The 14,874-nt window shown below is 42.6% G+C and carries 13 protein-coding genes; 7 read left to right on the top strand and 6 right to left on the bottom strand.

Annotation, left to right across the window (positions count from 1 at the left end):
• Positions 1 to 5: 5 nt before the first annotated feature.
• Positions 6 to 1,130, bottom strand: coding sequence for an efflux RND transporter periplasmic adaptor subunit (locus BQ7394_RS10150; RefSeq protein WP_394333712.1), 1,125 nt, complete (start codon positions 1,128 to 1,130; stop codon positions 6 to 8).
• Between the two features lie 184 nt (positions 1,131 to 1,314).
• On the opposite strand from BQ7394_RS10150, the gene BQ7394_RS10145 reads away from it, so the two are divergent.
• From BQ7394_RS10145 to BQ7394_RS10135, 3 genes are all read left to right on the top strand, one after another.
• Positions 1,315 to 2,166, top strand: a complete 852-nt coding sequence (locus BQ7394_RS10145) for a helix-turn-helix domain-containing protein (RefSeq protein ID WP_075557337.1) — start codon at positions 1,315 to 1,317, stop codon at positions 2,164 to 2,166.
• Between the two features lie 26 nt (positions 2,167 to 2,192).
• Positions 2,193 to 2,753, top strand: coding sequence for a YdeI/OmpD-associated family protein (locus BQ7394_RS10140; RefSeq protein ID WP_075557336.1), 561 nt, complete (start codon positions 2,193 to 2,195; stop codon positions 2,751 to 2,753).
• Between the two features lie 91 nt (positions 2,754 to 2,844).
• Positions 2,845 to 3,282, top strand: a complete 438-nt coding sequence (locus BQ7394_RS10135; protein WP_075557335.1) for a DUF6078 family protein — start codon at positions 2,845 to 2,847, stop codon at positions 3,280 to 3,282.
• Between the two features lie 367 nt (positions 3,283 to 3,649).
• On the opposite strand, the gene BQ7394_RS10130 is transcribed toward BQ7394_RS10135, so the two are convergent.
• The 3 genes from BQ7394_RS10130 to BQ7394_RS10120 are packed head-to-tail and all read right to left on the bottom strand — an operon-like array spanning position 3,650 to position 9,334.
• Positions 3,650 to 5,011, bottom strand: a complete 1,362-nt coding sequence (locus BQ7394_RS10130; RefSeq protein WP_075557334.1) for a TolC family protein — start codon at positions 5,009 to 5,011, stop codon at positions 3,650 to 3,652.
• A gap of 18 nt (positions 5,012 to 5,029) precedes the next feature.
• Positions 5,030 to 8,212: an efflux RND transporter permease subunit gene (locus BQ7394_RS10125; RefSeq protein WP_075557333.1), complete on the bottom strand. Its 3,183-nt coding sequence runs from the start codon at positions 8,210 to 8,212 to the stop codon at positions 5,030 to 5,032.
• A gap of 18 nt (positions 8,213 to 8,230) precedes the next feature.
• On the bottom strand, positions 8,231 to 9,334 hold the full coding sequence (locus BQ7394_RS10120; RefSeq protein ID WP_075559964.1) for an efflux RND transporter periplasmic adaptor subunit: 1,104 nt from the start codon (positions 9,332 to 9,334) through the stop codon (positions 8,231 to 8,233).
• A 210-nt stretch (positions 9,335 to 9,544) separates the two neighbouring features.
• Here BQ7394_RS10120 and BQ7394_RS10115 point away from each other — a divergent pair, with 210 nt between their 5' ends.
• Positions 9,545 to 10,450 carry a helix-turn-helix domain-containing protein gene (locus BQ7394_RS10115; protein WP_075557332.1) on the top strand — a complete coding sequence of 302 codons (906 nt, stop codon included), beginning with the start codon at positions 9,545 to 9,547 and terminating at the stop codon, positions 10,448 to 10,450.
• On the opposite strand, the gene BQ7394_RS10110 is transcribed toward BQ7394_RS10115, so the two are convergent.
• Entirely contained in the window at positions 10,426 to 11,193 is a 768-nt protein-coding gene (locus tag BQ7394_RS10110) for a LuxR C-terminal-related transcriptional regulator (RefSeq protein WP_075557331.1), read from the bottom strand. The genes BQ7394_RS10115 and BQ7394_RS10110 overlap by 25 nt on opposite strands.
• A 148-nt stretch (positions 11,194 to 11,341) precedes the next feature.
• Here BQ7394_RS10110 and BQ7394_RS10105 point away from each other — a divergent pair, with 148 nt between their 5' ends.
• Complete coding sequence (locus BQ7394_RS10105) at positions 11,342 to 12,136, top strand: helix-turn-helix domain-containing protein (RefSeq protein ID WP_075557330.1); 795 nt, start codon at positions 11,342 to 11,344, stop codon at positions 12,134 to 12,136.
• Positions 12,137 to 12,156: 20 nt separating this feature from the next.
• Positions 12,157 to 13,107, top strand: a complete 951-nt coding sequence (locus tag BQ7394_RS10100) for a ketopantoate reductase family protein (RefSeq protein WP_075557329.1) — start codon at positions 12,157 to 12,159, stop codon at positions 13,105 to 13,107.
• 10 nt (positions 13,108 to 13,117) lie between these two features.
• Here BQ7394_RS10100 and BQ7394_RS10095 read toward each other — a convergent pair whose 3' ends face one another.
• The gene (locus BQ7394_RS10095; RefSeq protein ID WP_317043288.1) at positions 13,118 to 14,212 is read right to left on the bottom strand and encodes an MBL fold metallo-hydrolase; all 1,095 of its coding nucleotides are present in this window, start codon (positions 14,210 to 14,212) and stop codon (positions 13,118 to 13,120) included.
• 155 nt (positions 14,213 to 14,367) lie between these two features.
• Here BQ7394_RS10095 and BQ7394_RS10090 point away from each other — a divergent pair, with 155 nt between their 5' ends.
• Positions 14,368 to 14,874, top strand: coding sequence for a hypothetical protein (locus tag BQ7394_RS10090; protein WP_075557327.1), 507 nt, complete (start codon positions 14,368 to 14,370; stop codon positions 14,872 to 14,874).

Raw genomic sequence — 14,874 nt, 5'->3', positions numbered from 1 at the left:
TTATTTTATTGTTTTTCGGTTTCTTTGACAAGTATCTCCATTCCGTCTTGCAACAATCCGACACCTTCGCTGACAATCCGGTCGCCCGGCTGAAGACCTGAGCGAACAATATAGTCAGTACCGTCGTTCAGCTTTTCTATCTGTAGCTGAACAGCGGAAAGTTTTCCGTTTTCCTGCACTTTGTAAGCAAATACTTTATCCTGTAATTCATAGGTAGCAGACTGAGGAATAACAATCACATCATCCATTTTATAAGGAATAACGACATTACCGATCCCGCCACTGAATAACATACGGTTCTCGTTCGGAAATACGCTTCGTACCGATACTGTTCCCGTCTGCTGGTTGATAACCCCGCTGATACTTTCGATATGTCCGTTTTCCTCATAGATGCTTCCATCATTCAACTGCAGTTTGATCGACGGCATCTGCTTTATCGTTTCGTCCGGCGAACCATACTGCCGGATCAATGCCCGGAGGCGATTTTCCGTCATAGAGAAATAGACATACATTTGTGAATTGTCCGATACAGTGGTCAGCGGTTGAGCCATCGACGGATTAACCAAAGCACCTGTCCGGTAAGGAAGTATCCCGACAATACCGTCCGACGGACTTTTTACTTCTGTGTAGGAGAGGCTGTTGCGGGCATTCACCTCTTGCGCCCGAGATTGCTCCAATCCTGCGGTCGCAATAGACAGTGCATTCCGAGCGGTTGATAGCTCATATTCTGAAATAACGTTTTCACGGAACAATTCCTGTTTGCTTTCGTAAGTCAGCCGGGCTGTTTCCACTTGCGCTTGTGCTGCATGTACATTTGCCGTCGCTGTTCTCAAAGCAGCCTGGTAAGGAACCGGATCGATAACAAAAAGAGTTTCGCCCTTCTTCACTTTTTCGCCTTCCTGAACACAAAGCCGGAATATCGTACCCGACACTTGCGGATAAATTTCAATATCCTGTCGCCCCCGGATAGAGGCTGAATAAGATTCTTTGATTTCCGCCGGAGCAGACGTCACGGTTAATACTGGATAAGCCTGATGAAACTCCCCTTCTTGTTTATTCTTACAAGATATCAGAAACATAAAGCAGAGAATGGTAATAAATTGAGATAAATTTTTCATACGGTTACTAATTTGAACAATCTTTCATTATCTGGAACTATCTCCGGTAACAACTGATTTTACCGGAGCGCAAAGATATAGTTTGTCGTAACCTGATCACATATCATAATCCTGCCATATCGGGTACTTTTCAATACAAATCAAAGAGGGATTCTAAAAAAACATACTATCTTCGCGGAGAAGATCCGAATAAAATATGACAAATATAAAATACGCTTTACACCGACCTGGAAACGAAAATGCAGCCGGAATAACCGACCTGAAAGAGAGCATAGGACATCCGTTGGATCCAAACTGTTGCACAATCCTGTTATGTACGGCGGGGATGGCTACTGTCTCTACCAATTTCCAAAAGCGGATATTGAAAAAAGGAGATGCAGTCTTTATCTTTACCGATATAGTATTCGTTACGATCGAAGTTTCAGATACATTTTCCGCCCTGTATGTTTCGCTTTCCGAAGAAGTGATGGAAGAAGTCTTTTATAAAATCACTCCCACTTCGTTTTGGAATTTCATATATGACCACGTCATTCTCCATCTATCGGAAAATCAATCCATGCTACTACATACGTGGTATCAGCAAACAAAATGGATTATTGACGAATGTGCACAAGAATATAAACTGACGCTGTTACGTAACAACATCCACAGTCTTTTTATGGCTATCGACAGTGAAGCGAAAGAAAAAAATATAGGAATCAACGATCACTATAAAAGAGATCAGACATGGGCTATCCTGGGAAAGTTCGCCAGCCTGTTAGCTGAGCATTGCCATCAACACCGGGAAGTAAGCTTTTATGCAGACAAACTCTGCATAACACCTGATTATCTTTACAAATTGGCTTATAAAGGAATGGAGCAAAGCCCCAAAGAGATAATCGAACAAATGATCATCGTAGAGATCAAAACTTATCTTTCCAATACTAATTTGTCTATTAAAAACATTGCAGCTGAGATGAATTTCGAAGATCCGTCATATATGTGCCGTTTCTTCCGGAGACATACCGGGTCGTCGCCGACAGAATACCGGAATATCTACTTAAAATAATACTCACGAAATAAAACCAATTAAAAATGGAAACAGAATTAATTTTCGCGACAAGAGAAGATTTTCAGGAGTGGTTAAAGAATTACGGCCAGACAAACGAGGGTGTCTGGTTACTATTCGGGAAAACAAAAACATTAAAAACATTATCCGCAGAAGAGGCGTTGGAAGAAGCATTGTGTTTCGGTTGGATCGACGGGCTGATCAACTCTATCGACGAACACAAATACAAAAAGTACTTTTCCAAAAGAAGAAAAGGAAGTAAATGGTCGGAAAAGAATAAAAAGATTGTGGAAAAGCTTATCAAAGAAGGAAGAATGACCGGGTTCGGAATGCAGGCCATCGAAGAAGCCAAAAGAAGCGGAGAATGGGAAAAGGTACGGGACAGAAATGTTACCGATATTCAAAAGTCTGAATTTGAATCCCTGATAAAAGACTACGATCTGGCTTATACTAATTATCTTACGACAGCAAAGTCGACTCAAAATAATTTTGTTGGTTTCTATTTTGAAGCAAAAAGAGAAGACACCCGGCTGAAAAGATTAGAGAAAATAGTCGGGTTATTGGAGCAGAACAAAAAGTTAATGTAAAAAGAATATTCTTTTCATGCATTGATGTTTGGCATTTACCCGATATATATCGTACCTTTATCGGAATTAATAAACCTTGAATTTTACAATCATGAAAGAATCGTTCGATTACTCAAAAGTACCTTATGATTTTGGTCTGTGTGCAGCCGAGAACTGCCCGAAAGCAACAACCTGTCTACGCCAGATCGCTTTAAAACATGCTCCGGAAAATATAACTTTCCTGCGGATAATGAACCCAAACACATTAAAGAAGATGAAAGGGACGTGTAAATTCTACCGTCCCAATACCAAAATACAGAATGCAATAGGATTCATGCGTACCGTGAATGCACTGACCCTTCGCGTGGCAGATACCTTCCGATTACGGATGATCTCCTATCTCGGCCGGAAAAATTACTATCTAAAACGTAGAGGAGGATCACCTTTATCACCTGCCGAACAACAACATATTGTAATTCTTGCCAAAGAACTGGGAGTTATTCTGGACGAATATTTCGATGGATACGTAGAGTCGTATGATTGGGGATAGTAATCCCTTTTCTGTTTCTTCATAAAGATATTTCAGTTTCCATAGGAGGAAACGCTGATTTCCTATGCAGGAAACTACAGTTTCCCCCTATGGAAATCACAGTTCCCTGCGCAGGGAACTACAGTTTCCAAAGCAAGGAACTACGAGGAAACTGTAATCAACTAACAATCAAACAGTAGACTAATCTCAAGCACTATTGCTTTTTCCCTGATTAATCAGCCATTTTACCATATCCAGATCAGATCTATCGAGATACGTTTTTGCCTTCTCCCATTCGCCATTGGGGATCAAAATAAAAAACGGACTGCCCTAAAATCACTTTCCAGGCAGCCCTTCTTATTGTAAGAAAAAAATAAAAACAGTGGGCCTATTCTCGTCCACCGCCTAAAGCCCGATAGAGATTAATTATACTTTGTATCTCTGTGAACCGATTGGCGGTGTGGGTCAGTTGTGCACTTAATAAACTTTGCCGGGCAGTCAACACTTCCAGATAGGTTGTATTACTATGCTCCATCAACAGGGAAGTACTTTTCAGGGCTACTTCCAGTGAAGCAATCTGCTTTTCCAGGAGGAGACTCTTCTCCTTACTGGTCTGGCAAGCTGTCAGGGCATCGTTTACCTCGCTTCCGGCGTTCAATAACGATTGCTGGAATGAGAGGGCAGCTTCTTCCTGCTGCGCTTTGGCTATACGATGTTGGGCGATAATCTCCCCGCGGGCAAACAGTGGCTGTGTAAGCGAACCGACTGCCGATGCGAGGAATTTACCGGGGTTGACTATCATCGATCCGGCATTGTTTGTCCATCCGGCGCTACCACTCAGGGTTATCGAAGGATAGAAAGCGGAACGAGCCTGATTGGTTCCGTAGAAGGCAGCTTCCAATGTGCGTTCAGCCATACGTACATCAGGGCGGTTAGCCAACATCTGTACAGGAATACCGGTAGAGATACTTTCCGGGAACTGCTGACTTTCCAATACTCCACGTTCGTAATACCGTGGAGTCTCAGCCAATAAAAGGGCAAGACTGTTTTCCACCTGGTTGATTTGCTCCTTCAGGTCAAGAACAGAGGTTTGCACCTGATAATATGTAGCTTCCATCTGTGATACGGCCGATTCGTTAGTCAGGCCGGCTTTCATCAGGGCACGGGTAGAAGCGACAGTCTCCTGCCATGCTTCTTCCGTCTGCCGGGTGATATAAAGCTGTTCGTCCAACATCAATAATGTATAATAGGTATTGGCTATCCCGGCTATCAGCTGCGTACGTACGGCCTGCTGATAATCCTGACTCTGGGCGTAAAGTGCTTTTGCCTGCTGTTTTGCATTACGCATACGTCCGAAAATATCAAGTTCCCAGCTGGCGGTGATAGGCAACGAATAAGTTTGCGTTGCTTTATGCCCGTCGAAGCTGCTCACCGATCCTTGCGGAGTAAAGGCGAAAGAAGGGAGGAATGCCAATTTAGCCGACATCAGCGTAGCTTCGGCCTGTTCTACGCGGAGTTGTGCCGACTGGTAATCCGTATTATTCTGCAGTCCTTGTTCGATAAGTTGTTGCAGTTTCGGATCCGTAAAGAGCTCACGCCAGTCCATATTGCCGAAGCTGACGGTATCTTCTACCATCACTTCCTCGCCATACAATTGGTCGGGGACGGTGGTAGCGGGTTTATATTTACTGTATATGCCGCAACTACTCAGTAGAGCAGATACAGTTGTTAGCAGAATTATCTTTTTCATATTCCTTTTATTTATTGATTATTCAATATCACCACGTTCAATAGCGCTCTTTTCCTGTTCCAGCAGCACCTGTACGTCGGCTTCTTCTTCCATCGGTTTGCGGATCTTCTCCTGCAAATATTCGAAAATGATATAGAACACAGGAACCACGAACAATAATGCCAGTGTTCCTACAGCCATACCGCCTACGACACCTGTTCCCAACGAACTGTTACCGTTTGCTCCCGCACCAGTAGTGAACATCAATGGAAGCATACCGAAAATCATCGTCAATACGGTCATCAGGATAGGACGCAGACGAACCTGGGCTGCCGAGTAGGCAGATTCTACAATACCCATTCCTTTGCGGCGACGTTCTATCGCATACTCTGTAATCAGGATAGCCGTCTTTGCCAATAAACCGATCAACATGATCACACCTGTCTGAAGATAGATGTTATTCTCCAGTCCGAATATTCTGGCAAACAGGAAGCTACCCATCAACCCGAACGGTACGGAGAAGATAACGGCAAACGGAACCAGGAAGCTCTCATAAAGACAAGCCAGGATCAGATAGATAAGGAATATACATATAGCATAAATAAAAACAGTCTGTGCACCGCTGTTGCCGGCTTCTTCACGTGCCATACCGCCGTATTCGTAACCATAACCTGTCGGTAAAGTCTGTGCAGCTACCTCTTCGATAACCTTTTGCACTTCCCCGGATGAATAGCCTTCAGCCGGATTTACATTTGCTGTAATGGTACTATACAGGTTAAAACGATTGGCTGATTCCGGTCCAAGTACTTTCGTCAGTGTCACAAACTGGCTTATCGGAGCCATTTCCGTACCGCTACGAACAAACATATTGTCCAGCGACTGTTCGTCCAGTCGATATTCGGGAGAAGCCTGCATCATTACACGATATACTTTACCAAACTGGTTGAAGTTGGAGATATAAGCACCTCCACAATAGCTTCCCAATGCATCGAGTACGCTGCTGGGAGAGATACCTGCCCGTTTACATTTGGCGGCATCGATATCTACTGTTACCTGCGGGAAGTTCATTGCATAAGAAGTATAGGCCATAGCAACTTCCGGCCGTTGATTTAATGCTCCGAGGAACTCCATTACCGAATTATAGAATACCGTCATATCACCGCCTGTCTTATCCTGAAGATTTAGTTCAAGAGAGTTACCCATACCGTATCCCGGAATCATAGCAGGCTGGAAACTGAATATCTGTGCATCTTTGATCTCATAAAATTGTGCGTTAAGGCGTGCCGTGATAGCATCGGAACTATGTTCCTCTCCTTTTCGCTCGCTCCAATCTTTTAAACGGATAATGATGGTACCGTAAGATGTTCCCTGACCGGATATAAGCCCATAACCTGCCACGCGGGCATAATGTTCTATCTCAGGTGTTCCGCTCAGGATATTCTCCAGTTTATTCATTACCTTATTCGTTTCATCCAACGTGCTTCCCGGTGAGGTACTGACATTGACCATGATAACGCCCTGGTCTTCCTGCGGTACAAGCCCGGTCTTGGTAGTACTCATCAGATAAACCAGCAGAACAACGGCTGCTGCCAATGACGTCCATACCATCCAACGGTGATGAATAAAAAACATGACACCTTTTTTATATTTGCCCAATACAGCATTGAACGAAGCATTATAAGCGGCACGTACCCGCCCGTTAATACTCTTCTCACTCTTTGTTCCATCCGATGGACGCATCATTATAGCACATAAAGCCGGACAAAGTGTCAAAGCCGAAATCATAGAAATACCTACGGCGGTGGCCATCGTAATACCAAATTGTGTATAAAACACGCCCGATGTTCCTCCCATGAATGTCACAGGAATAAATACGGCCATAAATACACAGGTACAAGAGACAATAGCCATTGTCACATCCCCCATCGCATCTTTCGTAGCAAGATAGGAGGATTTATACCCGGCATCAAACTTAGACTGCACGGCCTCCACCACTACAATGGCATCATCCACTACCGTACCGATGGCAAGCACCAGAGCAAATAGTGTCAGGATATTGAGACTGAATCCTGCCGCCACCAGGCAAGCAAACGTTCCGACTAATGAAACTATAATAGAGATAGACGGAATAAGTGTACTCTTAAAGTCCTGCAAGAAGAAATACACGACCAGGATTACTAAAAGGATAGCAATGACAAGTGTCTCCACCACATTATGAATAGAGGCGAAAAGGAAGTCGTTCGAACTCATCATCGTTACAAATTCCGTACCTTCCGGCAGGCTTTCTCCCATTCTATCTATCTGAGCGGTTATCTCTTTGTTGACAGCAGTTGCATTTGATCCTGCTACCTGGAAAATCATAAACATAACGGCGGGTTTACCGTCCATCTCACTGCGGAAGCTATACATTAATGTACCCAGTTCCACACTGGCCACATCTTTCAGGCGAAGTACGGAACCATCGCTTTGTGAACGGATCACTGTGTTCTGAAACTCTTCAACACTCTTCAGGCGTCCACGGTATTTCATAGTGAACTGGAAAACATTTTCCGAATTCTCTCCTAATGAACCGGTGGGTGCTTCGATATTCTGTTCGCCCAATATAGCCGTTACGTCCGAAGGGACAAGGCCATATTGCGCCATCCGTTCCGGTTTCAACCAGATACGCATACTATAAGTATCACCCAATTCCATTACATCTCCAACGCCTTCTATACGTTTAATCTGTGGAATAACATTGATATCGAGATAATTGGCCAAAAAGGTCTGGTCGTAGCGTTCATCGTTACAAACCAAAGCTCCGATCTGCAGGAAACTGGTCTGGCGTTTTTGTGTTGCCACACCGATTCTTGTCACCTCTGCCGGTAAAAGTCCCTGTGCCTTAGATACACGGTTCTGTACATTGACAGCCGCCATATCAGGATCAGTTCCTTGCTTAAAATAAACCTGTATGATTGCTGAACCTGCATTAGTGGCAGTAGAAGTGATATACATCATATCTTCTACCCCATTGATACTCTCTTCCAATGGCATGACAACACTGTTCATCACAGCTTCAGCATCGGCTCCGGTATAAGAAGCAGTGACATATACCGTAGGAGGTGCAATGTCGGGATATTGTTCCACCGGCAGCGTAAAGAGCGAAATAAGCCCAATGACCAGGATCAGCACGGAGATGGATATAGCCATCACCGGCCGTTTTATAAATATGTTACCTTTCATACTCTTTTTCTCCTTGTTTTATTTTACGACAGTTCCTTCACGTATCAATCCGGCACCTTCCGATATAATTTCATCACCGGCTTTCAGTCCGCTCAATACTACATATTCGCGTCCGTCGTTAATCCCGGATACCGTTATCAGGGTAGAGACAGCCTTGCCGTCTACAACTTTATATACAATGGTTTTATCCTGCAAACGAACGGTAGCTCCCTGCGGGATCACGATGCAGTCTTTATAAATGCTCGGTATCACTACCGTGCCCGATGCTCCGCTATGAAGCAACCGCGATTCATTAGGGAATACCACACGTGCTACAACCGTACCTGTCTGGCGGTCGATCACTCCGCTGATGGATTCTATAATACCTTTCTTGTCATAAACCGAATTATCGTTCAGCTTCAACTCCGCATCCGGCATGCTCTTCAACGCATCATCCATACTACCGTATTCGCGTGTCAGTGACAACAACTGATTTTCTGTCATAGAGAAATAAACATACATATCCGAATTGTCGCTGACCGTAGTCAATGCTTGCATCATGCTGGGACTCACCAAAGCACCGGCACGATAAGGTAATGCTCCTACAACACCGTCGCAGGGACTTTTTACCTCTGTATAAGAGAGATTATTACGTGCGCTCAGTTCCTGGGCTTCCGCCTGTGCCAATTGTGCTTTGGCTGTAAGGAAAGAGTTTTCCGCTGTCTTCAGGCTGAAATCCGAAACTACCTTCTGGGCATTCAGCTCTTTGTTACTGTTGTAGGTCAGTTCGGCAGTAGCCAGTGCAGCACGTGCTGCTTCCACGTTGGCGGTAGCCGTTTTAAGTGCCGCTTTATAAGGCACTTGATCGATGATAAAAAGTAATTGCCCACGACGTACTTTTTCACCTTCCGTCACATAAAGTTTTTCGATAGTCCCCGATACCTGTGGATATATGTCGATATCCTGTCGCCCACGTATCGTCGCCGAATAAGGGGTAGAAAGTTCTTTATCCGTAGGCGCCACTTTCATAATTGCATAAGAGGCTTTTACCTGTGCATCCGGAGCTTGTTTACAGGATGCCATCCACACTGTACAACCGACAATCCCTATCAGCCGTATCCATTTTTTGCTTACTTTATTCATATGTTTGCTATTAAAAACTGAGGCAAATGTAGACGAAAGGAACACAGCCATAGTGCCCCATTTTCCCTCAAGAATGTTTCATTTTCCCCTTTTCCGATTTCTTAACTCCTTTTTTATATACCACAAAGCAATATGGAACAGTAAAGATGTGAAATAGAACATATTACTTATCCTGTTATTCGCCAAATTTGCAGAAACAAAAAAGAGAATATGGAAAAGAAGAACATCAAAACAGTCGACATCGAAGACTTTAAAACGAACAAACATATCATCGATTATGTGGATGATGACTTTGCAATAATAAACAGTCTGGAAGATGCTCCCACCGGTAACGATACGGTAAGACTGGGATGTTTTCTACTGGCTTTTTGCATAGAAGGATATATTCAACTCGATATAAACAACAGAACCTTTCAGTTGGGAGATGGCGATTTACTACTCGGTCTTCCTAATACTGTCATCAGCCATACGATGATAAGCCCTAAGAATAAGATCAGGCTGGCCGGTTTTTCTACCCGTTTCCTGCAACGCATTGTTAAAATGGAGAAAGTGACCTGGAATACCGCCATCTATATCCATAATAATCCGGTAAAACACGTAGGTGAAGATAAAAATGAGATTTTCAACTGTTACAAGAATCTACTCATCGAGAAAATAAACGATGCTCCCCATCATTATCATAGGGAAGTAATGATGCATCTGTTTTCTGCACTTTTCTGCGAAATGCTGGGAGCTCTCGGTAAGGAAGCTCACCAGGAAGACTCCGACCAATCGAAGGAAGGACTCAAACAGGCCGATTATATTCTTAGGAGATTCATTGAAAAACTGTCGGCAGACAACGGTATGCACCGTTCGGTGTCCTATTTTGCCGATTCGCTTTTTTACAGCCCCAAATACTTGTCGAAGGTCGTTAAGAACACATGTGGCAGAACCCCGTTGGATCTGATCAACGAAAGTGCTATCGAACATATCAAATACCGGTTGAAACACTCAGACAAGTCTATTAAAGAGATTGCGGAGGAATTCAACTTTCCCAATCAGTCTTTCTTCGGTAAGTATGTCAAGGCACATCTGGGTATGCCGCCGGCCCGTTATCGCGAAGCAATAGAGGAATGAAGTAGATTGATTGCTTCTAGAATATTGTTAGCTTTGAGTTTTGTCAGGATATTTTTACGGTGATTATTCACTGTATATATGCTTATATTCAACTGGTCGGCTATTTCTTTACTCAACAGCCCCTGACGGATCAGTTTCAATATTTCCATTTCTCTTTTCGTCAATAACGGATCATCATTATCAATCACCGGAACAGAGATCAACTCCCCGTTCTTCAAATCCAGTACTGAATATTTAACCGTTTCCAATGGTGTTTGATCGGGAGCGATATCCATTATTCCCATTACAATCCAGGCTTTACCATTCCGGTCTTGCTGGGTAACCTGAGTACGACTGGTTACATTTATATATTTACCACTTGCATTAAGCATACGAAATTGATAAACATTCCGGAAATCATTTCTTCTTTCCACAGGTAGAGAATAAATGAACCGACTATGCCTGATCTGCAATTCTAGCATTCTGTCGCGGTCATCCGGATGTATTCTTTCTTCCAAAAGATCACCCTGCCTTTCTATCGTTCTTATATGAGATTGATTGTAACCAAAAATATCTGCAAAACTATCTGATGCAAAATCGTATTGTTCCTTATAAACGTCTACAGTAAACAGGCAACTATGACTAATCTCTGCCATCTGTCGCAAAGCCTCTCTCCTCGCCGTCCACAAACCATAATCAACATCCTGATCCGATATCTGCTGACGGGCCCACATTTCCCCGAGTGTTTCTTTAGATGATGACATATTTAATATACGCTTGAAATATTTCTTTCCTTTTTAATCGATCCGACACAAAGTTAGCGGATTTTTGTTTGTCTGCTTCACCTGCTTAACTAAATGTCCTTTTTTTACACCTCAAAAACAAAACAATATCGATAGATTTGCATCCGAGATGGATAAGTTTCAAGTCATATACCCCTCCATATTGCTTACTCCCTATGTGAAGCAATATTGGTTCTTAACACTGGAAGATGTAATGCAGGGCGCACAACGTTATATCCCTAACGGATGTATAATACTGACTTTTCAACGTGGAGGCCAAATCGAATCCAGTTTATCCGGACAACAAACAAGTTTTTCCAACATTGTTTATTCCGGAAACATAGATTTCATTTCGATCGTTTTCCAGCCAACAGGCGCTATGGGCATTTTCAAAATGCCAATGGTTGAATTGAACAATCAAAACATACCTCTCGATACGTTGAATGATCCTCAGATCCTGGAACTGGAAAAAAGAATAAAAGAGACCTCGGATAATAAAAGATGCGTTCAACTGATCGAAAATTTTCTACTAAGACGTATCTATCAAACTGAACAATGCAATTATAAACGTTTGTTACCGGTTATCGACTCCATCAGTCTCGGACAATACGATGTATCCTTACTTGCACAAACAGCTTGCCTCGGATACAAACAGTTCAAGCGTGTTTTCGCTGAACGTATCGGCATAAATCCTAAAGATTTTACACGAATCAAACGTTATCAAAAAGCAGCGCACATTTTACAAATCATTCCACAGATCTCATTAACACAATTAGCCGAGGAATGTGCCTATTACGATAAATCGCATCTGATCAGAGAGTTTAAAGAATTTTCCGGTTATACGCCTAAAGATTTCCTTTCGGTTTGTGACCCTTATTCCGAATATCATTCTTTATTCAGGTCGGCTATGATAGACATAAAATAATAATATAAAATAGAGTGATCATGAAAATTCTAATCTATGGAGCTGGCGTAATAGGTTGCACTTACGGTTGGCAATTAACTAAAGCAGGACATGACATAACCGTTCTGGTACGGCAAGGGAAAAAGTCGAGAATAGAAAAAGACGGTATCGATATCTTTTGTTCCGACTTCAGAGGAAAACAAAAACAAACAGAACAAGTTACATTCCGTCCAAAAGTCATTGACAGTCTCTCTCCCGATAATGATTTTGAATATATTATCGTAGCGACCAATTGTATTTATCTGAAAGATATCTTGCCGGTATTGGCCGAATCGGCAGGAAAGGCACATATTCTTTTTTTCCAAAATATATGGAATGACTTTGAGACAATAGCCAGGTTCCTTTCTCCCGAACAGTATTTCTTCGGCTTTCCTTTTAAAGTAGGTGGTGGTAGAGATGAACATTGCATTCATTGTGCAATTTCAGGAATGAAGAATTCTGCCACACTTCTTGGAGAAGTTAACGGAGAAATAACACCCCGTATAGTAAAAATGTCAAATGCATTGGAGAAAGCGAATTTAAAACCGCTTGTCTCCAAACATATTAAAACCTGGCTTATAACCCATTACGCTATTGCAGCCAGTTTATCTGCCGGGATTATAAAGGCCGGAGGAGGAAAAAATTTCGCCGGTAACTCTCAGCTACTTAAGAATACCGTCAAATCAATCCGCGAAGGCTTTGAAATCTGTTACAGAAAAGGATTCGATCCAAAGGTTGAAAAGGCAAACCGCCCCTATTATCTTCCTTTGTTCTTTCTCGTGCCCGTTCTAATGAAAATTTATAGTAACGAAACTTTATGCATCATGTTTGATGGACATACGCAGCATGCTCCCGATGAAATAAAAAGAATGCTTGAAGATGTCATTGCAGATGGCGAAAAGTATAATGTTCAAATGCTATATTTAAAAAGTTTACAAAAGCCTGAGTATTAAAGTTGATTTATCAGTAATGTGTACCAGAGATATCAACCACCTGTCCGATCACTGGAACGATCAACTCCAAAGAGTTTTCTTTTGCCATCTCAATTTCGTTTTTCAACGGTTCGTCCCAACGGTGCCTGGCTAATGCGTATTTCGAATGATGGACAGTCACGACCTTACGGGCTTTCAAATCTTTGGCTGCCTGCCCCAAATACTGAGGCATCGTATGGATATTACGCCATCCCTCATTGTACTGTCCGTTTTCCAGAATAGCCAGATCGATATCCGGATACTGTTTGCCTATTTCTTCAAAATGAGTATCGTAACCGCTGTCCCCTCCCATATAAACTTTATACGAAGGAGTTTCCAGAAGGAAAGAAGCCCACAAAGTCTTATTCGATGTCAGTCCGCGGCCAGAGAAATGACGGGCTGGCAGACAACGGACCGTAAAGTTTTCGTCCGGCAACGCACTTTCGTACCAGTCCAGTTCAATAATATTCCCTTTATCGAAGCCCCAATATTCAAAATGTTCGCCCACACCCAAAGGGCAGATTACTTTACGGATGCGATCTTTCAGCCGGATTACCGTCTGATAATCCAAATGATCCCAATGGTCATGGCTAATAACCAGATAATCGATATCCGGCATATCTTCCGGTTTATATATATCCGTTCCTTTAAAAGGCTTATTGACAAAGGAAACCGGAGAAGCCATACAGAACACCGGATCGACTAAAATTCGTTTACCGGACAATTGAAGCAGATAGGAAGAATGACCGAACCAGACCATTACATTCGAATCGTCTGCCAAGTTTTTCAGATCAGATTTGATCGCCGGAACCGGGACATCCGGATTCAGTCCGTCAGGTCTGGAGATCAGGAAATCCCACATGGTGCGCAAACGTCCTTTATCGGAAGTCATTAACGTTGTCGGATGTATATTCTGAAACTCTCCGTTTTTATAGTGGGGAGAATGTTCTATTTTTTCCAGTCGTTCCCCTTGCGGCAGACGTCCGAAAGCCGGTTGATTGATAAAAGCAACTACTGCCACTCCCAAAACGATCACTATACCTATTATAAGTCCTGTTATCATATACCATCTATTTTTTATTTTCATATCAAATCCTTTTATATAAAACAAAAGTACATCCCTTTTATCAGAAGTCTGGTAGATAGATTACTGATATTTTTACCTTTATCACTGTTCTTATTTGTTGATTTTCGCTTATCTTTGTTAAATATTAAACCTTGAATCAAATTAAATAAGAAATCATGAAAGAATTTGAAGCAGCACTAGTCAGCGAAGAAAAGAGTGAAAGAATACCGGAAGAATACAATTTCTTTGGTAAAGTGATCGGTGAATGGGATCTTGACTGGAACGACCACCTCAACACACCTACTCCCAGACGTGTAAAAGGAGAATGGATCTTTTCATGGGTACTCGACGGAATGGCAGTACAAGATGTCTTTATTGTTCCGTCGCGAACAGAAAGATTGATCGATATCCAACCGGACGCAGCTTACGGGACTACTCTCAGGTTATTTAATCAGGAAAAATGTCTTTGGGAAATCTTCTACGGATGCCCGGAAGAATGTGCCCGGTTGGAAGCCCGGAAAGAAGGGGACGAAATTGTCCTGACGGAGATAACTTCGCAAGGTATGAAGTGGATATTCTCTGATATTACAGACAATTCTTTCACCTGGCGAAGTACCGCCATCAACGAAGACGGGGAATGGATCACTTTAGCTAAAGTTTTCGCAACCCGTAAAAAGAAATAA

The sequence above is a fragment of the Parabacteroides timonensis genome (assembly GCF_900128505.1).
Classification (GTDB): Bacteria; Bacteroidota; Bacteroidia; order Bacteroidales; family Tannerellaceae; genus Parabacteroides; species Parabacteroides timonensis.
Note: the sequence above shows the minus strand (reverse complement) of the source record. Positions and strands in the feature narration are given on the sequence as shown.

Bases quoted from the DNA above. Each gene is read 5' to 3' on its own strand.
- BQ7394_RS10100 (WP_075557329.1), top strand. From the start codon at position 12,157: ATGAAAATTCTAATCTATGGAGCTGGCGTAATAGGTTGCACTTACGGT.
- BQ7394_RS10115 (WP_075557332.1), top strand. From the start codon at position 9,545: ATGGAAAAGAAGAACATCAAAACAGTCGACATCGAAGACTTTAAAACG.
- BQ7394_RS10105 (WP_075557330.1), top strand. From the start codon at position 11,342: ATGGATAAGTTTCAAGTCATATACCCCTCCATATTGCTTACTCCCTAT.
- BQ7394_RS10135 (WP_075557335.1), top strand. From the start codon at position 2,845: ATGAAAGAATCGTTCGATTACTCAAAAGTACCTTATGATTTTGGTCTG.
- BQ7394_RS10130 (WP_075557334.1), bottom strand. From the start codon at position 5,011: ATGAAAAAGATAATTCTGCTAACAACTGTATCTGCTCTACTGAGTAGT.
- BQ7394_RS10110 (WP_075557331.1), bottom strand. From the start codon at position 11,193: ATGTCATCATCTAAAGAAACACTCGGGGAAATGTGGGCCCGTCAGCAG.
- BQ7394_RS10095 (WP_317043288.1), bottom strand. From the start codon at position 14,212: ATGAAAATAAAAAATAGATGGTATATGATAACAGGACTTATAATAGGT.
- BQ7394_RS10120 (WP_075559964.1), bottom strand. From the start codon at position 9,334: ATGAATAAAGTAAGCAAAAAATGGATACGGCTGATAGGGATTGTCGGT.
- BQ7394_RS10145 (WP_075557337.1), top strand. From the start codon at position 1,315: ATGACAAATATAAAATACGCTTTACACCGACCTGGAAACGAAAATGCA.
- BQ7394_RS10125 (WP_075557333.1), bottom strand. From the start codon at position 8,212: ATGAAAGGTAACATATTTATAAAACGGCCGGTGATGGCTATATCCATC.
- BQ7394_RS10090 (WP_075557327.1), top strand. From the start codon at position 14,368: ATGAAAGAATTTGAAGCAGCACTAGTCAGCGAAGAAAAGAGTGAAAGA.
- BQ7394_RS10140 (WP_075557336.1), top strand. From the start codon at position 2,193: ATGGAAACAGAATTAATTTTCGCGACAAGAGAAGATTTTCAGGAGTGG.